Here is a 20,255-nt window from a genome sequence, read left to right on the forward strand (position 1 = left end):
AAGTGGGAAAGCATGTGGGAATCCCAAAACAACCAGGAGGTTGGCTTAGAAGCAGCCATCCTTTAAAGAAAGCGTAACAGCTCACTGGTCTAAATAAGGGTTCCTGCGGCGAAGATGTAACGGGGCTCAAGACGTGCACCGAAGCTTAGGGTGTGGATTTATCCACGCGGTAGCGGAGCGTTCCGTAAGCCTGTGAAGCGATCTGGTAATGGGTCGTGGAGGTATCGGAAGTGCGAATGCAGACATGAGTAGCGATAAAAAGGGTGAGATGCCCTTTCGCCGAAAGACCAAGGGTTCCTGCGCAAGGCTAATCCGCGCAGGGTGAGCCGGCCCCTAAGACGAGCCCGAAGGGGGTAGTCGATGGGAACCACGTTAATATTCGTGGGCCTGGTGGTGTGTGACGGATGGCGTGTGTTGTATGCTCTTAACGGATTGAGCATGCTTCGAAGCTGTCCCGGGAAATAGCCCCACCGTATAGACCGTACCCGAAACCGACACAGGTGGTCAGGTAGAGTATACCAAGGCGCTTGAGAGAAGTGTCCTGAAGGAACTCGGCAAATTGCCTCCGTACCTTCGGAAGAAGGAGGCCCTCACATTGCGCAAGCAGTATGAGGGGGCACAGGCCAGGGGGTAGCGACTGTTTAGCAAAAACACAGGGCTCTGCTAAGTCGGCTTCAAGACGACGTATAGGGTCTGACGCCTGCCCGGTGCTGGAAGGTTAAGTGGAGGGGTGCAAGCTCCGAAATGAAGCCCAGGTAAACGGCGGCCGTAACTATAACGGTCCTAAGGTAGCGAAATTCCTTGTCGGGTAAGTTCCGACCTGCACGAATGGCGTAACGACTTCCCCACTGTCTCCAGGACATGCTCAGCGAAATTGAATTCTCCGTGAAGATGCGGAGTACCCGCGGTTAGACGGAAAGACCCCGTGCACCTTTACTGCAGCTTCAGAGTGGCATTAGGAAAGAACTGTGTAGCATAGGTGGGAGGCTTTGAAGCATTGGCGCCAGCCGGTGTGGAGCCATAGGTGAAATACCACCCTGTTGTTTTTTAATGTCTAACCTCGATCCATGAAACTGGATCAGGGACCCTCTGTGGCGGGTAGTTTGACTGGGGCGGTCGCCTCCTAAAGAGTAACGGAGGCGCGCGATGGTAGGCTCAGGACGGTTGGAAACCGTCTGTTAGAGTGCAATGGCATAAGCCTGCCTGACTGCGAGACTGACGAGTCGAGCAGAGACGAAAGTCGGTCATAGTGATCCGGTGGTCCCTCGTGGAAGGGCCATCGCTCAACGGATAAAAGGTACGCCGGGGATAACAGGCTGATGATTCCCAAGAGCTCATATCGACGGAATCGTTTGGCACCTCGATGTCGGCTCATCACATCCTGGGGCTGGAGCAGGTCCCAAGGGTTTGGCTGTTCGCCAATTAAAGTGGTACGTGAGCTGGGTTCAGAACGTCGCGAGACAGTTTGGTCCCTATCTGCCGTGGGCGTCGATACTTGAGAGGAGTTGACCCTAGTACGAGAGGACCGGGTTGAACATACCTCTGGTGTACCTGTCATTCTGCCAAGAGCGCAGCAGGGTAGCTATGTATGGACGGGATAACCGCTGAAAGCATCTAAGCGGGAAGCCTCCCTCGAGATAAGATTTCTTAGGACGGTCGAAGACCACGACCTTGATAGGCCGGATGTGGAAGTGCGGTAACGCATGGAGCTAACCGGTCCTAATTGTCCTATTCGCGCTTGATGAGTCCCACCATCAACGACAGCACTGACTGTCGATGATCGGATGTTCATCTCGACCTTGGTGCACCGATTTGAAAAACCTGCCGCAGCACAAGCTTCATTGCTTGGTGGCTATAGCGTCTGTGACCCACCCGATCCCATCCCGAACTCGGCCGTGAAACCAGACAGCGCCGATGGTACTATCGCTTAAGCGATGGAAGAGTAGGTCGCCGCCAGGCATTGAAGCTTGTGCTTCGCCAGGTAAAACCCATTCACTTGTCTTGTTGGCCTCAGGCGCCGGCAGCCTGCGCCCCAAGCGCATCCGGCTCCCCCGGAACCCCTGATCCCCAACCCATTGGTGGCGCGGGATGGAGCAGCCCGGTAGCTCGTCAGGCTCATAACCTGAAGGTCGTAGGTTCAAATCCTACTCCCGCAACCAACTCAGCACACACCCTCATCCCCGCAAGTCACACGACTTCGCGGGGTTTTCCATTTCCGGCCTCCACCGCACCGGAATCGCTCCGGAAGCATAGCGGAAGCAATCCAGCGGATATCCCGGCGCCCAATCGACCGTCGCTTCTCCGCGCCGACTGCCCCAGAATGACGGGCGCCAGCAATCAACCACCGCCTCTGCCGTCCCGGTCATGCCCAAGGACATCTCATGACTTCTCCTGTGAACCTCGCCCGCGTCGCGCTTGCGGATGCGCCCCTGCTGGACCGGATCTGGCAGTTCTACGAACTGGAATCGTCCCCATGGTCCGGGTGTGACCTCGACGAAACGGGGCGCTTTACGTCTTTGTCCGATTTCCTGACGCGACTGGGAGATCCCGATCCCTTCGACTGGGCATATCTGATTCGTCACCAGGGCCAGCTCGCGGGCCTCTTGCTGGTCGGTCGTCAGAACCTTCGCGGCCGCTCGATCATGGAGTTTGCCGATCTGTACGTACTGCCAAAGTATCGCGGCAGGGGTATCGCGTCCGAGATACTCCGCCGGACGGTGCTGGCCTCGGGCGAGCCCTGGCTGATCTGCGTTTTCCGAAGGGATCGGAAGGCGCTGGCATTTTGGCGCAGAGCGTTCGAGCGCCTGCCATTCTCCTCGGTGCGAGAGGCCCTGCCGTCGGAGGACCCGGAAATGCACGAGTTCATCGTCAACGAGGCGATCGCGCCCGGTTAACCGCCCAGGACATTGCTTGCGGCGCCAGGCTTGCAGGTTCGGATCCTGCCCCGCAACCGACCGCACGCACAATCATGCCCCCGCAAGTCAAACGACTTGGCGGGGCTTTTTTATGCCCGCTCCCGCTCGCCCAGCCTCGCAACCAACCCGCCGCAACGCGAATCCCTGCCTCCCAAAGGCTCTTCCCCGCTTCGCCGTTGACAGCAATGCGCCCACACTGCTTTCTCCCCGCCATGAAGCGCATTCTCCTCGCAGTCGTCGCGTTGGCCCTGATTGCGGCCGCCATCTGGTTCTTCCTCCTGCGCTCGAGCGGGATTCCGGTCTATGCCGTGACGGTCGCCGCGACCCATCCGCACGACCCGACCGCCTTCACCGAAGGGCTCTTCTTCCACGACGGCGCGCTTTACGAAGGCACCGGCGAAGTGGGCAGTTCCTATGTCCGCAAGGTCGATCCCGCGAGCGGCAAGGTGCTCCAGCAGGTCGAACTGCCCGCCCCCTATTTCGGCGAGGGCATCATCGCGTTCGGTGACAAGCTCTACCAAGTCACCTGGCAGGACAAGACCGGCTTCACCTACAACCTCAAGGATTTCGCGCTCGGCGACACCTTCACCTACACCGGCGAGGGCTGGGGAATGACCCAGAACGGCAAGAACATCATCCTGTCGGACGGCACGCCGGTGCTGCGCTTCCTCGATCCCAAGACGATGCAGCCGGTATCGACGCTGAAGGTGACGGCCAATGGCTGCCCGGTCGAGAAGCTCAACGAGCTCGAATGGGTGGATGGCGAGATCTGGGCGAATATCTGGCAGACCAACCTGATCGCGCGCATCGATCCCGCCAGCGGCCATGTGAACAGCTTCCTCGACGTGAGCGCGCTCGGCCCGCGGAACCGCGACGTCGACGACGTGCCGAATGGCATTGCCTATGATGGCGCGACCAAGCGCATCTTCGTCGTCGGCAAGCGCTGGCCGCAGCTCTACGAGATCAAGCAGGGCGCCGCGATGAACAGCAACGAGGAAGCGACCAAGCTGACGCGCTGCGCCGGCTAGGGCCCATGCTCGGTCGCGGCCGTTGCTGGCATCGGATCCGGTCCCCAGGCGGGAGAAGGCTTTGCGACCAACCAGGACATGACGTCGACAGAACCGGACGCCCGCCTTCCTGCATCGTGATATGAAGCGCGGATGGGGCTGAAGGATATGACGGGTCTGCTGCGCAAGCGCGAAGTACGCGCGGCCACGCTTCTGGCGCTGGCCCTCTGGTCCGTGGCGATTGTACTGTGGACGATGCCGGGACTGGCCATGGGCGATCCCATGTCGCCCGGCCTGATATTGCTACTTGCGAAGACCTTCGTCGTCGGCCTCGTCTTCTCCGGTTCGATCGCCGCGGTATTGCTGCGGGTCGAGCGCTGGGACTCCCGGCCACCGATCCTTGCCGTCGCGACCTTCACCCTGGCGCTTGCCCTGGCGCATGGCTGGCTGGACGCGATCTTCATCAACGATGCGCGCGCCGCCATCGGGCTCAAGGTCGTGCCGCTCTGGCGGCAATTCGTCTTCGGCCTGATGCCGTTCGTTCTGGTCTATGGCCTGTATGCCGCGGGGCTGGGCCTCGTGTTCAGCAGCATGGTCGCGCAGGAGCGCGAGCGCCAGCTGGCCGCGGCGCAGAACGCGGCACAGCAGGCCCAGCTTGCCGCCTTGCGCTTCCAGCTCAATCCCCATTTCCTGTTCAACACCTTGAATGCGGTCTCCTCGCTGATCGTCACGCGCCGCAACGACGAGGCCGAGGGGATGATCGGCAAGCTGTCCGATTTCCTGCGCGCCAGCCTCGAGGCCGATCCGCAGCGCGAAGTCACGCTCGACGAGGAGTTCGCGATGCTCCAGTCCTATCTGGACATCGAAGCGGTGCGCTTCCGCGATCGGCTCGATGCCGAGTTCGTCTGCCCCGTCGAGCTGCTGGATGCGCTGGTGCCCAGTTTCATCCTCCAGCCGCTGATCGAGAATGCCGTGAAATATGCGGTGGCGCCTTCGCGCCGCTCGGTCCGGATCGTCGTGCGCGCCACCGCTTCGGAAGAGGGCATGCTGCGCCTGTGCGTGGAGGATGATGGGGGGCAGGCGTTCGGCGGTGCTCCCAGAAGCGGCACCGGGCTGGGGCTGGTCAATGTGCGCCGGCGGCTCGAGGCCTTTTACGGCATCGAGGGCGGCCTGGTCGCCACGGCGCGCGAGCGCGGTTTCGTGGCGTTGATGACGCTGCCGCTGCACCGGGCGCACAGAGCGGAGGCTGCGGAATGATGCGGGTGCTGTTGGTCGACGACGAGCCTTTGGCGCTGGACCGGCTGAAGGTGGGCTTCAATGCGATCGAGGATGTCGAGGTGGCCGGCACGGCGAGCGACGGCGTGGAAGCGGTGGAGAAGATCCGCGCGCTGGAACCCGATCTGATCATCCTCGACATCCAGATGCCCGGCCGCAGCGGCATGGAGATCGCGCGCGCGCTCCGCCCCGAAGGACACCGGCCCGAGATCATCTTCGTCACGGCGTTCGACCGCTTCGCCACCGATGCCTTTGAAGTGGAGGCGGCGGATTATCTGCTGAAGCCCGTGGCGTTCGATCGCCTGCGGCTCGGCGTCGAACGCGCGCGGCGCCGACGTGCGCTGCGCGATGCCGAGGGGCAGGTGGCCGAGCTCGGCGCAACGCTGGCGGCGCTGCGCAACGATGCGCGCGCCGCGCCTGCCCCGGTGGTGGAATCGCCTTATGACCAGGGCATCTGGGTGCCGGGACGCCAGGGCGCCGTGCTCGTCCCGGTCTCGATGATCGACTGGATCGAAGCCGCGCGCGACTATGTGCTGCTCAACACGCCGCTCAAGAGCCACATATTGCGTGCGCGCATGAACGATATCGAGCAGCGGCTCGATCCCGCCCTGATGCTGCGCATCCATCGCTCGCATATCGTGCGGATCGGCGCGGTGGTGGGCGTCGAGCGTCCGGGCAAGGGGGCATTGCGGGTCGTGCTGTCGGACGATGCGGTGCTGCAGGTGGGGCCCAATTACCAGGCTACGGTCGAGGCGGTGCTCAAGCTCTAGGCTGGATCGGCATTCGGGTGCGGGAGGGGCCGGTGGCCCGTCGCCCCGGCTTGCAATATAGGATTTCGCCTGCTTGGCTGACTCAGCCGGAACGCCGTCCGACCGCTCTTTGACTCCTGTTGGAAAGATAGGATCGCGCGCGCGCAAGGATGTTGCGGCATGGGCGGCATTCCGGGGAGGATAGGAAGCGTACGTCCCTCGGGAGGACGCGCCAGTGCATGACCTTTGCGACCTTCCATGCGCACGATGCAGGGAATGCGGGCCGATCGCGGCCGATGGGGCAGGTGCGGGACTTCGCCCGCCCGGGGCCCGTCGCGCGCGCGGCGGCTCCCATCGCGAAGGAGAATGATGCGGTGGCGCGCAGGTCTACCAGTCTCGGACGAGACAAGGGAAAACGACTTGGAGGCCGTCCATGCCGAAGCCCAGGATCCGGGCGCTTGCCGTCATCGCGCTGCTTGCCCTGGCCAATGCTCCGGCGGGCGACGATTTCGAGACGCTCGTCGCCGCCGAGCGACGCTTTGCCGCCGACGCCATGACATTGGGAATCACTCCCGCCTTCCGCGCGCATGCCTCGCCCGACGCGCTGCTGATTTCGCCCGCGCCGCGCCCGGCGGCGCCTGAACTCGCCGGGCAGACGGATGCGCCCGGAGCCCGGCTGGAATGGCAGCCCGAGGCCGCGGGCATCGCCCGGTCGGGAGACCTGGGCTTCACCACCGGTCCCTATGTCATGCGGCGCGGCGATCGCGTGTCGCGCGGCCAGTTCTTCACCATCTGGCGCCGGGGCGAGGATGGCGACTGGCGCTGGCTGATCGATTCGGGCTCCCCGCCTCTTGCCGCGGGCGCGGTCGCGATGCCGGCGCGGGTCGCGCGGCTCGGCGATCCGGGGACGCCTGTGTTGAACGACGATCTCGCCGCGGTCGAGCAGCGGCTCGACACCGATATCTCGGCGCTGGCCGGATTCCTGGCGGCCGACGGGCGCGTGCTGCGCGCCGGCACGCCGCCGGCGATCGGGGAAGCGGGTGTCGCGCTGGCCGCGCGCGGGCCGAAGGGGGCCGGCAAGCGCCTTGGCGGCGGGCGGTCCTCCGCGGGCGACCTTGCCTATAGCTATGGCCGGGTCGAGGCGGGCGGCGTGCTCGTCGGGCACTATGTCCGCGTCTGGCATCATGGAGGTGCCGGATGGCGGCTGCTCGTCGACCAGCTCGCGCCGGCGCCACGCCGGCCCTGATGGATCAGGCCGGCGACGCGACCCAGCCGACCTTCGGATCGTCGAAGTTCACGACGTCGCCAAGCTCCCAGACATTCGCATAGCCATAGCCGACAAGGTTGATGAAGGTCTGGATGTTGAGTGCGAGCGGCGCCGCCTTGAGCGGCACCGGCGCGCGATGGTTCGAGAAATTGTTGTTGCAGTAGATCAGGATCGGGCGGTTCCGGTTCGGGCCGATCGCCGCCGCCAGCGATTCCGCGGTGAAATCGGTGAGCGGCAGGTTGACCGCGCCGGCGATGTGGCCGCGCGCGAAAGCGTCCCTCGAGCGGGCGTCGAGCAGCAGTGCGCCCTTTTCCCCCGTCATCGCCTGGAAGCGCGCAAAGGGCAGGAGGCGCTCCGCCCGCAGCGCGCGCACGTCGCGCGTGAGGGTGGCGAAGGCCGCATAGTCGATCTGCGGATTGGCGGGCGGATCCTGCGGCACGGTCAAGGCGAGCGCGAGGGCGGTGAGCAGCAGCACGGGCGTTCTCCCAGGCGAGGTCGGATGCGGAAGGATCGCGCGCCTCGGCTGACGGAAGGCTGAACGGCATTTCTCCCTCTCCCCGGACGAGGAGAGCGTGCGAAACAAAGTTGCGCCGGCCCTCCGCCGCGCTACACCGTTCACCCAAAGAGATAGGGGAGTATCGATGGCCAGCCTGTTCCGGTTGAAGCAGATCGTCGCGGAGGAAGACCGCGCGCCCGAGCACCGGCTCGCGCGCACGCTTTCCTGGCCGCATCTCGTCGCGCTTGGCGTGGGGGCGATCGTGGGGACCGGCATCCTCACCCTGATCGGCGTCGGCGCGGATCGCGCCGGCCCGGCCGTGATCCTTTCCTTCGTCGTCGCGGGCGCGATCTGCGCCTGCGCCGCGCTGGCCTATGCCGAGATGGCGACGATGATCCCCGCTTCGGGCAGCGCCTATACCTATAGCTATGCGTCGCTGGGCGAGATCGTCGCCTGGGTAGTGGGGTGGAGCCTGCTCGCCGAATATACGCTGGTGGTCGCCACCGTCGCGGTCGGCTGGTCGGGCTATGCGACGCCCTTCCTGACCGGATTGGGCGTGCCCGCCGAACTCACCCATGGCCCCCAGATGGCCGGCTGGCAGATCGCGCATTGGGGCGTGAACGTGCCGGCGCTGTTCGTCGTCTGGCTGGTGTCGGGCCTCCTCATCTTCGGCACCCGCGAGAGCGCGACGCTCAATGCGTTCCTGGTCGTGGTCAAGCTGATCGCGCTCGCGGTGTTCGTCGCGGTGGCGCTGCCTTATTTCAATGCCGCCAATTTCGAACCCTTCGCGCCCTTCGGCTTCGCCAAGCACGTCAGCGAGGGCGGCGTCGAACGCGGCGTGATGGCCGCGGCTGCGATCATCTTCTTCGCCTTTTACGGCTTCGACGCGATTTCCACCGCGGCGGAAGAGGCCAAGAATCCCGGGCGCGACCTTGCCATCGGCATCGTGGGCTCGATGGTCGCCTGTGTCGCGATCTACATGATCGTCGCCGTCGCCGCCGTGGGCGCGCTTTCCTATACCCGCTTCGCCGACAGCCCCGAGCCGCTGGCGCTGATCCTGCGCGAGATCGGCCAGCCGGGCGTCGCCAAGTTCCTGGCGCTGAGCGCGATCGTCGCGCTGCCCACCGTCATCCTCGGCTTCCTGTTCGGCCAGAGCCGCATCTTCTTCGTGATGGCGCGCGACGGGATGCTGCCGAAGAGCCTGGCCAAGGTCTCGCGGCGCGGCTCGCCGGTGCGCATCACCATCTTCACCGCCTGTGTGGTGAGCGTGTTCGCCGCCTTCCTGCCGATCGACGAGATCGCCGCCCTGGCCAATGCGGGCACGCTCACCGCCTTTGCCGCGGTCGGTCTCTGTCTGCTCGTCATGCGCCGCCGCGCGCCGGACGCGCCGCGCCCGTTCCGCACGCCCGCGGCCTGGCTGGTCGGCCTGGGGGCGATCTTCGGCTGCCTCTATCTGTTCGCCAGCCTGCCCTCGAAGACGCAGATCTGGTTCGGCGCGTGGAACCTCTTGGGTTTGGTCGTCTACTTCGCCTATGCACGCCGCAACGCAGCAAAGGGGTAGGCGATGGGTGGCTGGACGATCGGGATCATCGGCGGATCGGGGCTCTATGATGTCGAAGGCATCGAGGGCGGCGAATGGATTTCGACCGAGAGCCCCTGGGGCCGCCCTTCGGACGATTGCTTCGTCGGCCGTGTGGGGCATGTCCGCGTGGTTTTCCTGCCGCGCCATGGCCGCGGGCACCGCATCGCGCCGTCGGACCTGAACGTTCGCGCCAATATCGATGTGCTGAAGCGCCTGGGGGTCACCGACGTGCTCGCCATCTCTTCGGTCGGCAGCCTGGCCGAGGAGCGGGCGCCTGGCACCTTCACCATCGCCGACCAGTTCATCGACCGGACCAAGGGCCGGCCCTCGAGCTTCTTCGGCGCGGGGCTCGTCGCGCATGTCTCGATGGCCGATCCGGTCTGCCCGCGCCTTTCCGCGCTGGCGGCGGACGCGGCCAGGGCGGCGGGCGCCACCACCCATGCCGGGGGCACTTATCTGGCGATGGAGGGGCCGCAATTCTCGACCCGCGCCGAGAGCAATCTCTATCGCGGCTGGGGCTGCCACATCATCGGCATGACCGGCATGCCCGAGGCCAAGCTCGCCCGCGAAGCCGAGCTGCCCTATGCGCTGGTCGGCATGGTCACCGACTATGATTGCTGGCGCGAGGGCGAGGAGGCGGTCGACGTCGCCACGGTGATCGCCCAGCTCGGCACGAATGCCGACAAGGCGCGCAAGCTGGTGATGCACCTGCTGCGGAACCTGCCCGAAGCGCGGTCAGCCTCGCCGATCGATACCTGTCTCGACTATGCGCTGATCACCGCGCCGAATGCGCGCGATCCGCATCTGCTGCGCAAGCTCGACGCCGTCGCCGGGCGCGCCCTCTCCAACTAAGGATATCGCATGTCGTTTCTCGCTGCCCTTGCCCTGTTCGGCGCCCAGGAAGCGCCCGCGCCGGATCGCTCGCAGGACATGGCCTGGCAGAGCCAGCAGATGCTGGCGCTGGCCAAGCTCAATGGCGCGGACGGCTGGCACAGCACGCCCGAAGGGCTGCGTTGGCGCCGCGTGAAGGGCGATGGCACGGGCAAGCACCCGACGGTGGCCGATACGGTCACGCTCCATTATGCCGGCACCTTCATCGACGGCACCAAGTTCGACAGCTCCTATGACCGCGGCGAGCCGGCGACTTTCCCGCTCGGCATGCTGATCAAGGGCTGGCAGGTCGCCGTGCCGCTGATGGGCGTGGGCGACACGTTCGAAGTCGCGATCCCCGCCGACCTTGGCTATGGTTTCAAGGGCAAGGGGCCGATCCCCGGCGGCGCCACGCTGCTGTTCAAGATCGAACTGCTCGGCGTCCCCGCGGCCGGCTGAGCCAGGCCATTTTCCGGGGCGGCTGGATCGCCCGGACCGGACACAAAAAAAGGGGCGGTACCCGAAGGTACCGCCCCAAATTTTTGTCGTGCCGGCGATCAGAACTTGAAGTTCGCGCCTGCCCGGAAGGTGCGGCCGATCAGACCGGCCGAGTGCCACGAGGTCAGCGTGTTCACCTGGCTCGGATAGGCGGTGTTCGCGAACAGCGGCGCGCGCGCGTTCGTGACGTTGCCGACCAGGCCGAAGAAGCTGAACTGGTCGTTGACCTTCACCGTCAGATTCACGTCCGTGTAGATGAAGCTCTTGATGTGGCAGAAGTCCGCATTGCCGGTGAGCGGCTTGTAGATGGCGGCGGTAGAGCACGAAATGTCGCCCTTGTCCGAGGTCGCCTGGTCAGCCGCGACGCCTTTCATCGAGCCGATGAAATAGGTCGTCGTGCTGAGCGAGACCTGGTCGAAGGTGAAGGTGTTCTGCCAGTTGCCGCGCCAGCGCGGCGTTCCGCCGCCCGACGACAGACTCTCCGGACCCACGGTGCCGGCATAACGCTGCACCGCGCCGCCGCCCCCGGGATGGAGATCATATTTCAGCGTCTCCTGCACATCGACCCGGCTCTCCCAGCGGAAGTTCTCGGTGAACTTGATGCGCGCATCGGCCGTGAACTCGAGCCCGGCGATGACCATATAGGCCGTGTTCACATAGGGCGCGTTGACCACGAGCAGGCGCGGCAGCGCGTTGGGCGCGAAGGGATCGGCCCCGTCGACCACGTTGCACGAATAGCCGGCACCGATCGCCGCGACCTTGGCGCAGCCCGCAGCGGCGGCAGCCGCGGCGGAAGTGAAGCTCTGGCCCGCAACCGAATAATAGGCGTTGATCGCGTCCGACGACAGCGGGCCGGTGACGATCAGGTTCGACTTCTTCACGTTGAAATAGTCGGCCGTGAAGCTCAGCCAGGGCGTCGGCTCGAAGATCGTGCCCAGGGTGAAGCTGCGCGAGGTCTCCGGCTTGATATCGGGGTTGCCGACATAGCCGCGGCCCAGGCTGTACGGTGCGGTGTACGCCGCGTTGGCCGCGTGCGCAGTGAGGAACGCGCCGGTCGGCGTATAGCCGACAAAGCCCGAATAGGAGCTGCGCGGATTGGATTCCGCGAAGGTCGGCGCGCGGAAGCCCTCCGAATAGGTGCCGCGGATCGCGAGCTGCTTGATCGGCTGGAACTTTGCCGTCGCCTTGGGCGAGAAGCGGCCCTCGCCGGTCGAATAGTGATCGTAGCGGCCGGACAGATCGATGTTGAGCGAATCCAGCACGGGCACGTCGACTTCGAAATAGCCGGCCCACACCGAGCGGTCACCATAGGCCTGCGCGGTCGAGAGACCGGGAATGTCCAGGTTCGGGTTGGCGCTGTTGTTGGTCAGCTTCTCCTTGCGATACTGGCCGCCGACGGCCATCCGCACATCGCCGCCCGGGAGCGTGAAGAGCGTGCGGCTGATCGACGCGTCCACCGTCAGCTCGCTCGAATTCGAGCGGGTGGTGATCGGCGGAGCCACCATGTTGCGGACCGCCGCGGTGTTGAGGCTCGGATTGACGAAATTATACGCGCCGGTGTTGATCGCCCGGACCAGGCCGTTGAGATTGGCCCAGCCATATTGGGTGAGGTTCAGATCGGCGCGCGAGTAACCCGCCTCGACATTCCAGTTCCAGCTGTCACCGAAATTGCCGTGCAGGCCGCCGGTGATCCGGTACACTTCGTTGACGCGGTTGCTGCCCGCGGGGATGTCGCCGAACAGATAGTAGAGGCGCGCGGCGCCGGCGGCCGGATTGTTGGCGTAGGCGGCGGCATAGGGGTTGTTCGGGTTCAACTGGCGATCCGCGGCGGTCGCGCAGTTGACGCCCGACGAGCAGATATAGACCGGCAGCACGATGCCCGGATTGGTCGTCGACGTCGACGGGGACCCACCGAATGCCTGGTTCTGACGGACCGCGCGCGGCGGCGAGATGATGTTGACGCGGCTATGCGCATAGCTGCCCGCGAGATAGCCCTCGACATTGTCGCCGAGACGGAAGCTGGCGCGCGCGACGGCGTCGTAGCGCTCCTGCAGCGGCGTGATCTGGGCATATTCCCGGGTGAGGTCATGCCGGCAGGCCGTGCCGACGCGGGAGTTGGTGTTCTCCGAATAGGTCCCGTAGGCGCAATTCGCGAGCGGCGTCAGCGAAGTGAAGAGTGCCGGCGAACTGGCGTTCGTCACCGAGCCTGCGAGCGGGTTGTTGAGATCGGTCTGGGTCGTGCGCGTGACGACCGCATCGGTCGTCGGCGTGCCCAGCGTATCGTCGGCGCGGTTGTTGTCGTTGCCGCCGATCGAGCGGAGGTCGAGCGTGTTGAAGGGGAAGCCACGCGAGTCGGCCGAAATGCGGCCGCCATATTCATAGTCGCCGCCGACATAGACGTTGAAGCCCTGCGTGTCATAGTCGCCGAAGCCGACGAGCAGCTTCGCGCGATACTTCGCGCCGTCGCCCTTCTGGGTCGCGCCGCCTTCGACACCGGCCTCGAGGCCCTTCATGTGCTTGCGGGTGATGATGTTGACCACGCCGCCGATCGCGTCCGCGCCGTACAGCGACGAGGCGCCGTCCTTGAGGACCTGCACCTGCTGGACGTTGACCATCGGGATGCTGTTGAGGTCGACATAGGAATTGTGGCCGTCGTCGCTCAGCGGGAAGTTGGTCGAGCGGAGGCCGTCGATCAGCACCAGGGTGGACGACACGCCGAGGTTGCGCAGCGACACGGCGGCGCCGCCGGCCGAGAAGCCGCTGGTGAAGCCGTTACCGATCGAGCCGGCGCCGTCGGCCGAGGCCGAGCGGATCGCGTCCGTCACGTTGGTGATGCCGGCGCGCTCCAGATTCTCGGCAGTGATGACCGTCACCGGCAACGCGGTGTGGGTGTCCGACTGGCGGAAGATGGTGCCGGTGACCACGATGTCGCCGTCGCTGGACGGAGCGTCCTGCTGCGGAGCGGTGGCGCCGGTGCTGGCCGGCGCGTCTTGTGCAAGCGCGGGCGCTGCGAAAAGCGAGCCCGCGAGCACAAAGGCGGACAGAGCCGCTCCGGTGCGCAGGCGTACGATCTGAGTCTTCTTCATTATCTTCCTCACTCTCCCTGGTCCTGCCCCAAAGGCAGCCGGTGGAATCCCCCGAATCCTCGCCGCCCCCACCCCTGGGGCCGATTGGCGAAGTTGCGGCGAGGATTAGAGAGTGTCTGATCTGTGTAAAGCACCAGTGATTGTTGCTGCTCTGTTTCTTCATTGTGTGTTTCTGAAATGCAACACATCCGAAATGGGGGTATTGTGCACCGCCGCTTCGGTCCGCCTGGCATGCGCCGGCACCCCGAGCTCCTGAATGCCCAATCCAGGCACGAAAAAGGGGAGGGCGTCGCCGCCCTCCCCCGATATTCCCTGTCGTGCCGATCAGGCGGCGAGCTTGCGCAGCACGTATTGCAGGATGCCGCCGTTGAGGAAATATTCCAGCTCGTTGACGGTATCGATCCGGCAACGGGTGAGGAAGGTTTCCTTCGAGCCGTCCTCGCGGGTGAGCTCGACTTCGACGTCCTGGCGCGGGCGGAGGCCCGCGACGTTCCGAATCGTGAAGGTGTCGCCGCCCTTGAGCTTCAGCGTCTCGCGGGTCACGCCCTCGGCGAACTGAAGCGGCAGGATGCCCATGCCGACCAGGTTCGAGCGGTGGATGCGCTCGAAGCTTTCGGTGATCACGGCGCGGACGCCGAGCAGGTTGGTGCCCTTGGCCGCCCAGTCGCGCGAGGAGCCGGTGCCATATTCCTTGCCCGCGACGATCACGAGCGGCGTGCCGTCGGCCTTGTGGCGCATCGCGGCGTCGTAGATCGGCATTACCTGGCCGCCATAGCGGGTCATGCCGCCCTCGATCCCAGGCACCATCTCGTTCTTGATGCGGATGTTCGCGAACGTACCCCGCACCATGACTTCGTCATTGCCGCGGCGCGCGCCATAGCTGTTGAAGTCCTTCTTCGAAACCTGGTGCTCCTGCAGGAACGTGCCTGCCGGGCTGTCCGCCTTGATCGAGCCGGCCGGAGAGATGTGGTCGGTGGTGATCGAATCGCCGAGGATGGCAAGGGGCTTGGCGTCGAGGATGTCGGTGACCGGCGCGGGGGTCATCGTCATGCCCTCGAAATAGGGCGGGTTGTGGATATAGGTCGAACCGGCGGGCCAGCCATAGGTGTCCGAGCCCTCGACGTTGATCTTCCGCCAGTGATCGTCGCCGGCATAGACATTGGCGTAGCGCGAGCGGAACATCGCATCGTCGATGTTCGCGGTGATCAGCCCCGCAACCTCTTCGTTCGTCGGCCAGATGTCCTTCAGGAACACGTCCGCGCCGTCCGAGCCCTGGCCGATCGGCGTCTCGTACATGTCCTCGGTCACCGTGCCCTTGAGGGCATAGGCCACCACCAGCGGCGGCGAGGCGAGGAAGTTCGCCCGCACGTCCGGCGAGACGCGGCCCTCGAAGTTGCGGTTGCCCGACAGGACCGAGGCGGCGACGATGTCGTTGCCGTTGATCGCCGCCGAGATCGGCTCGGCCAGCGGGCCCGAATTGCCGATGCAGGTGGTGCAGCCATAGCCGACCAGGTTGAAGCCGATCGCGTCGAGATCCTCGCTCAAACCGGTCTTGTTCAGATAATCGGTCACCACCTGCGAGCCCGGCGCGAGCGAGGTCTTGACCCAGGGCTTGCGGGTCAGCCCCTTCTCGCGCGCCTTGCGGGCGACGAGGCCGGCCGCGATCAGGACGGACGGATTGGACGTGTTCGTGCAGGAGGTGATGGCGGCGATCACCACGTCGCCGTCGCCGATGTCATGGTCCTTGCCTTCGACCGGCACGCGCGCGGCATGGTCCTTCTTGTACACCTTGGTCAGGTCGCCGTTGAACACTTCGTCCACGCTGTCGAGGCTGACCCGATCCTGCGGGCGCTTCGGGCCGGCGAGCGACGGGCGCACGCTGCTCATGTCGAGCTCCAGCGTGTCGGTGAAGATCGGCTCGGGGCCGTTCACATCGTGCCACATGCCCTGCGCCTTGGCATAGGCTTCGACCAGGGCGACCGTTTCGTCCGGACGGCCGGTCAGGCGCATGTAGTCGAGGGTCTTGTCGTCGATCGGGAAGAAGCCGCAGGTCGCGCCATATTCGGGCGCCATGTTGGCGATCGTCGCGCGGTCCGCCAGCGTCATCGCGTGCAGGCCGGGGCCGTAGAATTCGACGAAGCGGCCGACGACGCCCTTTGCACGGAGCATCTGGGTGACGGTGAGCACCAGGTCGGTCGCGGTGATGCCTTCGCCGAGCTTACCGGTCAGCTTGAAGCCGACCACTTCGGGGATGAGCATCGACACCGGCTGGCCGAGCATCGCCGCCTCGGCCTCGATGCCGCCCACGCCCCAGCCGAGCACGCCCAGGCCATTGACCATCGTCGTGTGGCTGTCGGTGCCGACCAGCGTGTCCGGATAGGCGATCGTCGCGCCGTCGGCGTTCTTCGACGACCAGATCGACTGGGCGATATATTCGAGGTTCACCTGGTGGCAGATGCCGGTGCCCGGGGGCACCACCGAGAAGTTGTTCAGCGCCTTGGAGCCCCATTTCAGGAACTCGTAGCGCTCGGCGTTGCGCTCATATTCGAGGGCGACATTGTCCGCGAACGCCTTGGGCGTGCCGAACTCGTCGACCATCACCGAGTGATCGATGACGAGATGGACGGGAACCTGCGGATTGATCTTCTGGGCGTCGCCGCCGAGCTTGGTGATCGCGTCGCGCATCGCCGCCAGGTCGACTACGCAGGGCACGCCGGTGAAGTCCTGCATCAGCACGCGGGCCGGGCGATACTGGATCTCTCGGTTCGAGCGCGCGTCCTTCTGCCAGTCGACGATCGCCTGGGCGTCCTCGCGGGTGACGGTGACGCCGTCCTCGAAGCGCAGCATGTTCTCGAGCAGCACCTTCATCGAGAAGGGCAGGCGGCTGATGTCGCCGAGCTTCTTCGCGGCCTTGGGCAGCGAGAAATAGTCGTAGCTGGCGGTGCCGACGCTGAGCGTGTCGCGGGTGCCGAGGGTATCGTTGCCGATCGCGGTCATGAGGCGCGGGGTCCTTTCTTTTGTCCGGCCGGGCGCTCGGGGGACGTGGCTCCCTTATAGGGCCGCGCGGGCGCACCGGCGTGCTGCGAATGCGAAGATTCGCGGGTGCCGCTAGCACGCGGGAGGGGCGGGGGGAAGGGGAGGTTTCCCGCAGTTCGCGCGCGTGCGAACGGCTCCGATCGAACTTCTCAATGCTCGGGCACGGAAACCGGCGGTGAAACCCGGCGCGGGATCGCATGATGCGGGAAGTGGCGCAGCGCGAGCCGGGCGAGCAGCAGGCCGATCACGGCGGCGACCGCGATATGCTCGATCACGCGCAACTGGCCGAAGATCGCGTGAAGGCCGTGGCCAAGCGCATAGCCGACCAGGGTGAAGATCAGGCTCCACAGCAGCGAGGCGAGGGCGCTGAGCCACGTGTAGCGCATCACCGGGATATCGGTCATGCCCAGCGCCGTGGGGCCGATCATCCGCATGCCGAACATGAAGTGGAGCGCGAAGGTTAGGCTTTGCGGGTGATGGGCGATCATCGCTTCGCTGCGGGCAAGGGCGGGGCGGGCCATGGCATGATGCACGAAGCCGATATGCGAAAGATAGCGGCCCATCAGGAAGAAGACCTGCGCCGAAGAGAAGGACACCGCCGCCCCGATCAGCACCACCGCGGGCAGCGACAACATGCCCTGATGCGCGAGCACCCCGCCGGTGGCGACCGCCATCTCGCCCTGGAGCAGCGTGCCGATCAACAGTGCGACGACGCCATATTGTGCGAGCAACTCTTCCATCGGCGGCTCCTGCGGGATCAGGCGGGCGAGCCTATCATATCGCGCGCCGGAGCGGGCGGGGGCGTGTGCGGGCCCGACGAACGCGAAGATTCGTGGTGCCGCCGGCGTGGGGAGAGGCGCGGCGAGGCAATGGAGCAACGGCGCGATCCATGCCGGATCAGCTACGCAACCGAGTTCGATTGAAGTATCACTACGAAATGGAATCGGTGGGGGAATAGATGTTGCCAACTGATCGTCGACACAATCGCCTCAGGCAGCTCAAGGGGCTCGTAACGATAGACGCCTGGCATGAGCGCAAGCGTGGTACCTTGGATGTATCCTTGTTCGCCTATGCGAATTTCGAAGAAGCCCGCCTTGGCGGTGAAGCCGGCGATGAGGTTGCTTTCCGTTTGACGTTAAAAAGAGCGGAATTGCGGTTCATCCAATCCGAGCCGAAGTCTTATGATTTCGATCCTGCAAGAATTTGGCGAGGAGACGATGCCACCGTCGGGACGGTGGTGAAAAAGAATCACGGAATCACGAAAGAAAACAGTAAAGTAGCCGGAAGCTTGTCCCTGAGTGCGAAATCCGGATTTTCGACGAAGATCGAGTGTGAAGCGGGAGGCAATGCCGAAGAAGCTTCCTATTCTGAATTCACGGCTTCTGGCAGCCTAAGGACGGTTGCGGTGTCCTTTCAGCGGAACAGCCCTGGCGAGCCGGTATGGTTGTTCAAGCCGATGGCCGACTCCCCTCAGGTGCACGGCAGTTCGATACTCCAAGGGGCCCCATGGGACGAAGCGGTAAAAATGCTCGCCCGGATGAAGGTGGATGCACGGCATCTCGCGGAGGAGATGGAATCCCAGATACGGCTGGCTATAGTTTGTAAAAGGGAAGATCTCGTTTTCTCGGATATCATGATAAAATTGGCGGATGGCCAGTTCGTCAATATGTCCGAAGGATCACCCAAGAGGCTGATCGTTCAAGAGTATTTGAAGCAGTCATTGGTATCTGCGGATCTTCCCTCGGCCGATATGATGAGCCCATTTGCCGTTATCTGGCTTGGAGAAGCTATTTCTGAACCGAGATCCGATAATGGCTGAGAAATTCTGGAATGACATCGCCATAAATCGTATCATGGAATGCGAAAGCGGTCAAATAAAAGATATAATAGAATATCTCGGATTCTCTCCGAACACCTTCCTGCGACATGCCAATTTTGAAGGGGTCGATATAAGAGGGCAGGATCTATCCGAGATAAACACCGAATTGGCGAATTTCGAAGGGGCTATATCTGATCATACGACTAAGCTATTCGGCGGGATGCGTCCGATAACCGATAGGGATTTCGTACAGGATTATATTACAAGCTATCTATATTCATTCGATTGGGACAAATTGAAGAGTAAGGTGTATAGCGACAAATTTGTTTCGTCTATTAACGGCGCTTCCAGTGGCGTTGTGATGCGCTATAACAGGGAGATGGGGAATATTGGGGTAATAAATAATTACCGTCCATCTCCGGGATCTTCCAAGATGGTTTACGTTGGCCGGGAATATCCCCATCTATCTATCGGAATAGATGATCGTGAATCAAGCTTGGTCAATCGGATCATGCTGGAGATGCAGGGCATGTTCCCCAGCGTATATAAGGATTGGCGTGACGCCGGTGGAATAAATAAACATAGACCAGCCGAGAAAACCTCTAGCTTCTTGAATGAGCTTATGAGGAGGCACTTGATCGGATCAATAATTGTCTTCTTCGACGTCGAGAAAGCGTATATAAATCAAGATGATTTATTGGTTATATCTAATATAAATAATATAAAGTTGGTCCGCGAAATTATTGAGGACCCGATTGGATTTGATATACGAAATTACCTTGACTTTGAAATTGTTTACTATGACAATATCATTGATCCTATAAATACCATGGAAAAAATGTCTAAAAATCATTTGACATTTTCGAACGGTGCTAAGGAATTTATGAAGACAAGTTTTCGAACGTGGGATGAATTGTATTCTGTATTGATAAAAGCGGTAATAGATAAGATTTCTAATAGCAACGCTCTACCAATTTTAATGAAATCGAGTGATTTTAATTAGAATTGTTTGATGGCGCTGGCGCGCTCCCCAACCGATACACCGCCGTATCCCGAACATACCCCGTCCAGGTGGTGAGATCCGCCGTGCGCACCTCGACCAGCGCCGCGCCGAGCTTCTCGACGGCGCGGCGGGAGCCGGTGTTGCGGGTGTCGATGCGGAACTGGATCGCCGCATGGCCCTGTGCGAAGGCGCGCGCGATCATCAGCTGCTTCATCTCCGCGTTGAACGGCCCGCCGCGCACCTCCGGCGCGATATAGGTCGCGCCGATCTCGATCGCGTCGTCCGCCCCCGGCACCGGGATATAGCTGGTCATGCCGACCAGCCGACCGGCGGCGCCTTCCTTTCCATGTCCGTCGAACACCGCGAACATCGTCCAGCCCGGCAGCGCGCGCAGGAAGCGCAGCGACGGATCGAAATGCGCGCCGACCATGCTGACCGGATAGATCTCCCAGATCTCCGGATCCTCGGCACAGGCCGCGCGCAGCGGCTCGACATGCGCATCCTCGAACGGCGCCAGCCTCACGCGCGGTCCCGCCATCGGCATGCCCAGCATGGCCATCCTCTCCTCTCCTCCGCCGCCTTTTGCCGGCGTTCCGGCCCGGGGCGCAGGCTCGGCGCGGATTGCAGCCCAATTGCGGCGTCTTCGCGGGCG

General features: G+C 63.4%; 15 protein-coding genes, 1 tRNA gene and 2 rRNA genes (1 of these 18 only partly in view). 13 read left to right on the plus strand and 5 right to left on the minus strand.

Features of this window, described 5'->3' with window-relative positions:
- The 8 genes from CAP40_RS16700 to CAP40_RS16735 form a co-directional block, all read left to right on the plus strand.
- A 23S ribosomal RNA gene (locus tag CAP40_RS16700) occupies nt 1-1,743 on the plus strand; it begins 1,048 nt to the left of the window's first position.
- A 101-nt stretch (nt 1,744-1,844) separates the two neighbouring features.
- Nucleotides 1,845-1,959 (plus strand): 5S ribosomal RNA (gene rrf, locus CAP40_RS16705).
- A gap of 123 nt (nt 1,960-2,082) precedes the next feature.
- Nucleotides 2,083-2,159 (plus strand) — tRNA-Met (locus CAP40_RS16710).
- Between the two features lie 234 nt (nt 2,160-2,393).
- A complete protein-coding gene (locus CAP40_RS16715) occupies nt 2,394-2,894 on the plus strand; it encodes a GNAT family N-acetyltransferase (protein WP_218822166.1) in 501 nt (166 codons plus the stop codon).
- Nucleotides 2,895-3,127: 233 nt separating this feature from the next.
- A complete protein-coding gene (locus tag CAP40_RS16720; protein ID WP_086130669.1) occupies nt 3,128-3,943 on the plus strand; it encodes a glutaminyl-peptide cyclotransferase in 816 nt (271 codons plus the stop codon).
- 147 nt (nt 3,944-4,090) lie between these two features.
- Nucleotides 4,091-5,179: a sensor histidine kinase gene (locus tag CAP40_RS16725; protein WP_179188317.1), complete on the plus strand. Its 1,089-nt coding sequence runs from the start codon at nt 4,091-4,093 to the stop codon at nt 5,177-5,179.
- Nucleotides 5,179-5,967: a LytTR family DNA-binding domain-containing protein gene (locus CAP40_RS16730; protein ID WP_086130815.1), complete on the plus strand. Its 789-nt coding sequence runs from the start codon at nt 5,179-5,181 to the stop codon at nt 5,965-5,967. The genes CAP40_RS16725 and CAP40_RS16730 overlap by 1 nt, the downstream gene beginning before the upstream one ends.
- Nucleotides 5,968-6,379: 412 nt before the next feature.
- On the plus strand, nt 6,380-7,192 hold the full coding sequence (locus CAP40_RS16735; RefSeq protein ID WP_086130671.1) for a DUF4440 domain-containing protein: 813 nt from the start codon (nt 6,380-6,382) through the stop codon (nt 7,190-7,192).
- A gap of 4 nt (nt 7,193-7,196) precedes the next feature.
- On the opposite strand, the gene CAP40_RS16740 is transcribed toward CAP40_RS16735, so the two are convergent.
- Nucleotides 7,197-7,688 (minus strand): rhodanese-like domain-containing protein, encoded by a 492-nt coding sequence (locus CAP40_RS16740; RefSeq protein WP_086130672.1) that lies wholly within the window; start codon nt 7,686-7,688, stop codon nt 7,197-7,199.
- 166 nt (nt 7,689-7,854) lie between these two features.
- Between CAP40_RS16740 and CAP40_RS16745 the strand changes: the two genes are divergently transcribed.
- The 3 genes from CAP40_RS16745 to CAP40_RS16755 are packed head-to-tail and all read left to right on the plus strand — an operon-like array spanning nt 7,855 to nt 10,620.
- Nucleotides 7,855-9,270 carry an amino acid permease gene (locus CAP40_RS16745; protein WP_086130673.1) on the plus strand — a complete coding sequence of 472 codons (1,416 nt, stop codon included), beginning with the start codon at nt 7,855-7,857 and terminating at the stop codon, nt 9,268-9,270.
- Between the two features lie 3 nt (nt 9,271-9,273).
- On the plus strand, nt 9,274-10,143 hold the full coding sequence (gene mtnP / locus CAP40_RS16750; protein WP_086130674.1) for an S-methyl-5'-thioadenosine phosphorylase: 870 nt from the start codon (nt 9,274-9,276) through the stop codon (nt 10,141-10,143).
- 9 nt (nt 10,144-10,152) lie between these two features.
- Entirely contained in the window at nt 10,153-10,620 is a 468-nt protein-coding gene (locus CAP40_RS16755) for an FKBP-type peptidyl-prolyl cis-trans isomerase (RefSeq protein WP_086130675.1), read from the plus strand.
- A 98-nt stretch (nt 10,621-10,718) separates the two neighbouring features.
- Here CAP40_RS16755 and CAP40_RS16760 read toward each other — a convergent pair whose 3' ends face one another.
- The 3 genes from CAP40_RS16760 to CAP40_RS16770 form a co-directional block, all read right to left on the minus strand.
- On the minus strand, nt 10,719-13,745 hold the full coding sequence (locus CAP40_RS16760) for a TonB-dependent siderophore receptor (protein ID WP_086130676.1): 3,027 nt from the start codon (nt 13,743-13,745) through the stop codon (nt 10,719-10,721).
- Nucleotides 13,746-14,069: 324 nt separating this feature from the next.
- Nucleotides 14,070-16,742 carry an aconitate hydratase AcnA gene (gene acnA / locus CAP40_RS16765; RefSeq protein ID WP_086130677.1) on the minus strand — a complete coding sequence of 891 codons (2,673 nt, stop codon included), beginning with the start codon at nt 16,740-16,742 and terminating at the stop codon, nt 14,070-14,072.
- Between the two features lie 188 nt (nt 16,743-16,930).
- Nucleotides 16,931-17,521 (minus strand): DedA family protein, encoded by a 591-nt coding sequence (locus CAP40_RS16770; protein WP_086130678.1) that lies wholly within the window; start codon nt 17,519-17,521, stop codon nt 16,931-16,933.
- A gap of 218 nt (nt 17,522-17,739) precedes the next feature.
- Here CAP40_RS16770 and CAP40_RS20235 point away from each other — a divergent pair, with 218 nt between their 5' ends.
- On the plus strand, nt 17,740-18,600 hold the full coding sequence (locus CAP40_RS20235) for a hypothetical protein (RefSeq protein ID WP_144034403.1): 861 nt from the start codon (nt 17,740-17,742) through the stop codon (nt 18,598-18,600).
- Nucleotides 18,593-19,603, plus strand: a complete 1,011-nt coding sequence (locus CAP40_RS20240; RefSeq protein WP_144034404.1) for a hypothetical protein — start codon at nt 18,593-18,595, stop codon at nt 19,601-19,603. The genes CAP40_RS20235 and CAP40_RS20240 overlap by 8 nt, the downstream gene beginning before the upstream one ends.
- Here CAP40_RS20240 and CAP40_RS16780 read toward each other — a convergent pair.
- The gene (locus tag CAP40_RS16780) at nt 19,596-20,162 is read right to left on the minus strand and encodes a GNAT family N-acetyltransferase (RefSeq protein ID WP_179188319.1); all 567 of its coding nucleotides are present in this window, start codon (nt 20,160-20,162) and stop codon (nt 19,596-19,598) included. The genes CAP40_RS20240 and CAP40_RS16780 overlap by 8 nt on opposite strands.
- Nucleotides 20,163-20,255 lie beyond the last annotated feature (93 nt).

This window comes from Sphingomonas sp. IBVSS2 (assembly GCF_002127225.1).
Taxonomy (GTDB): Bacteria; Pseudomonadota; Alphaproteobacteria; order Sphingomonadales; family Sphingomonadaceae; genus Sphingomonas.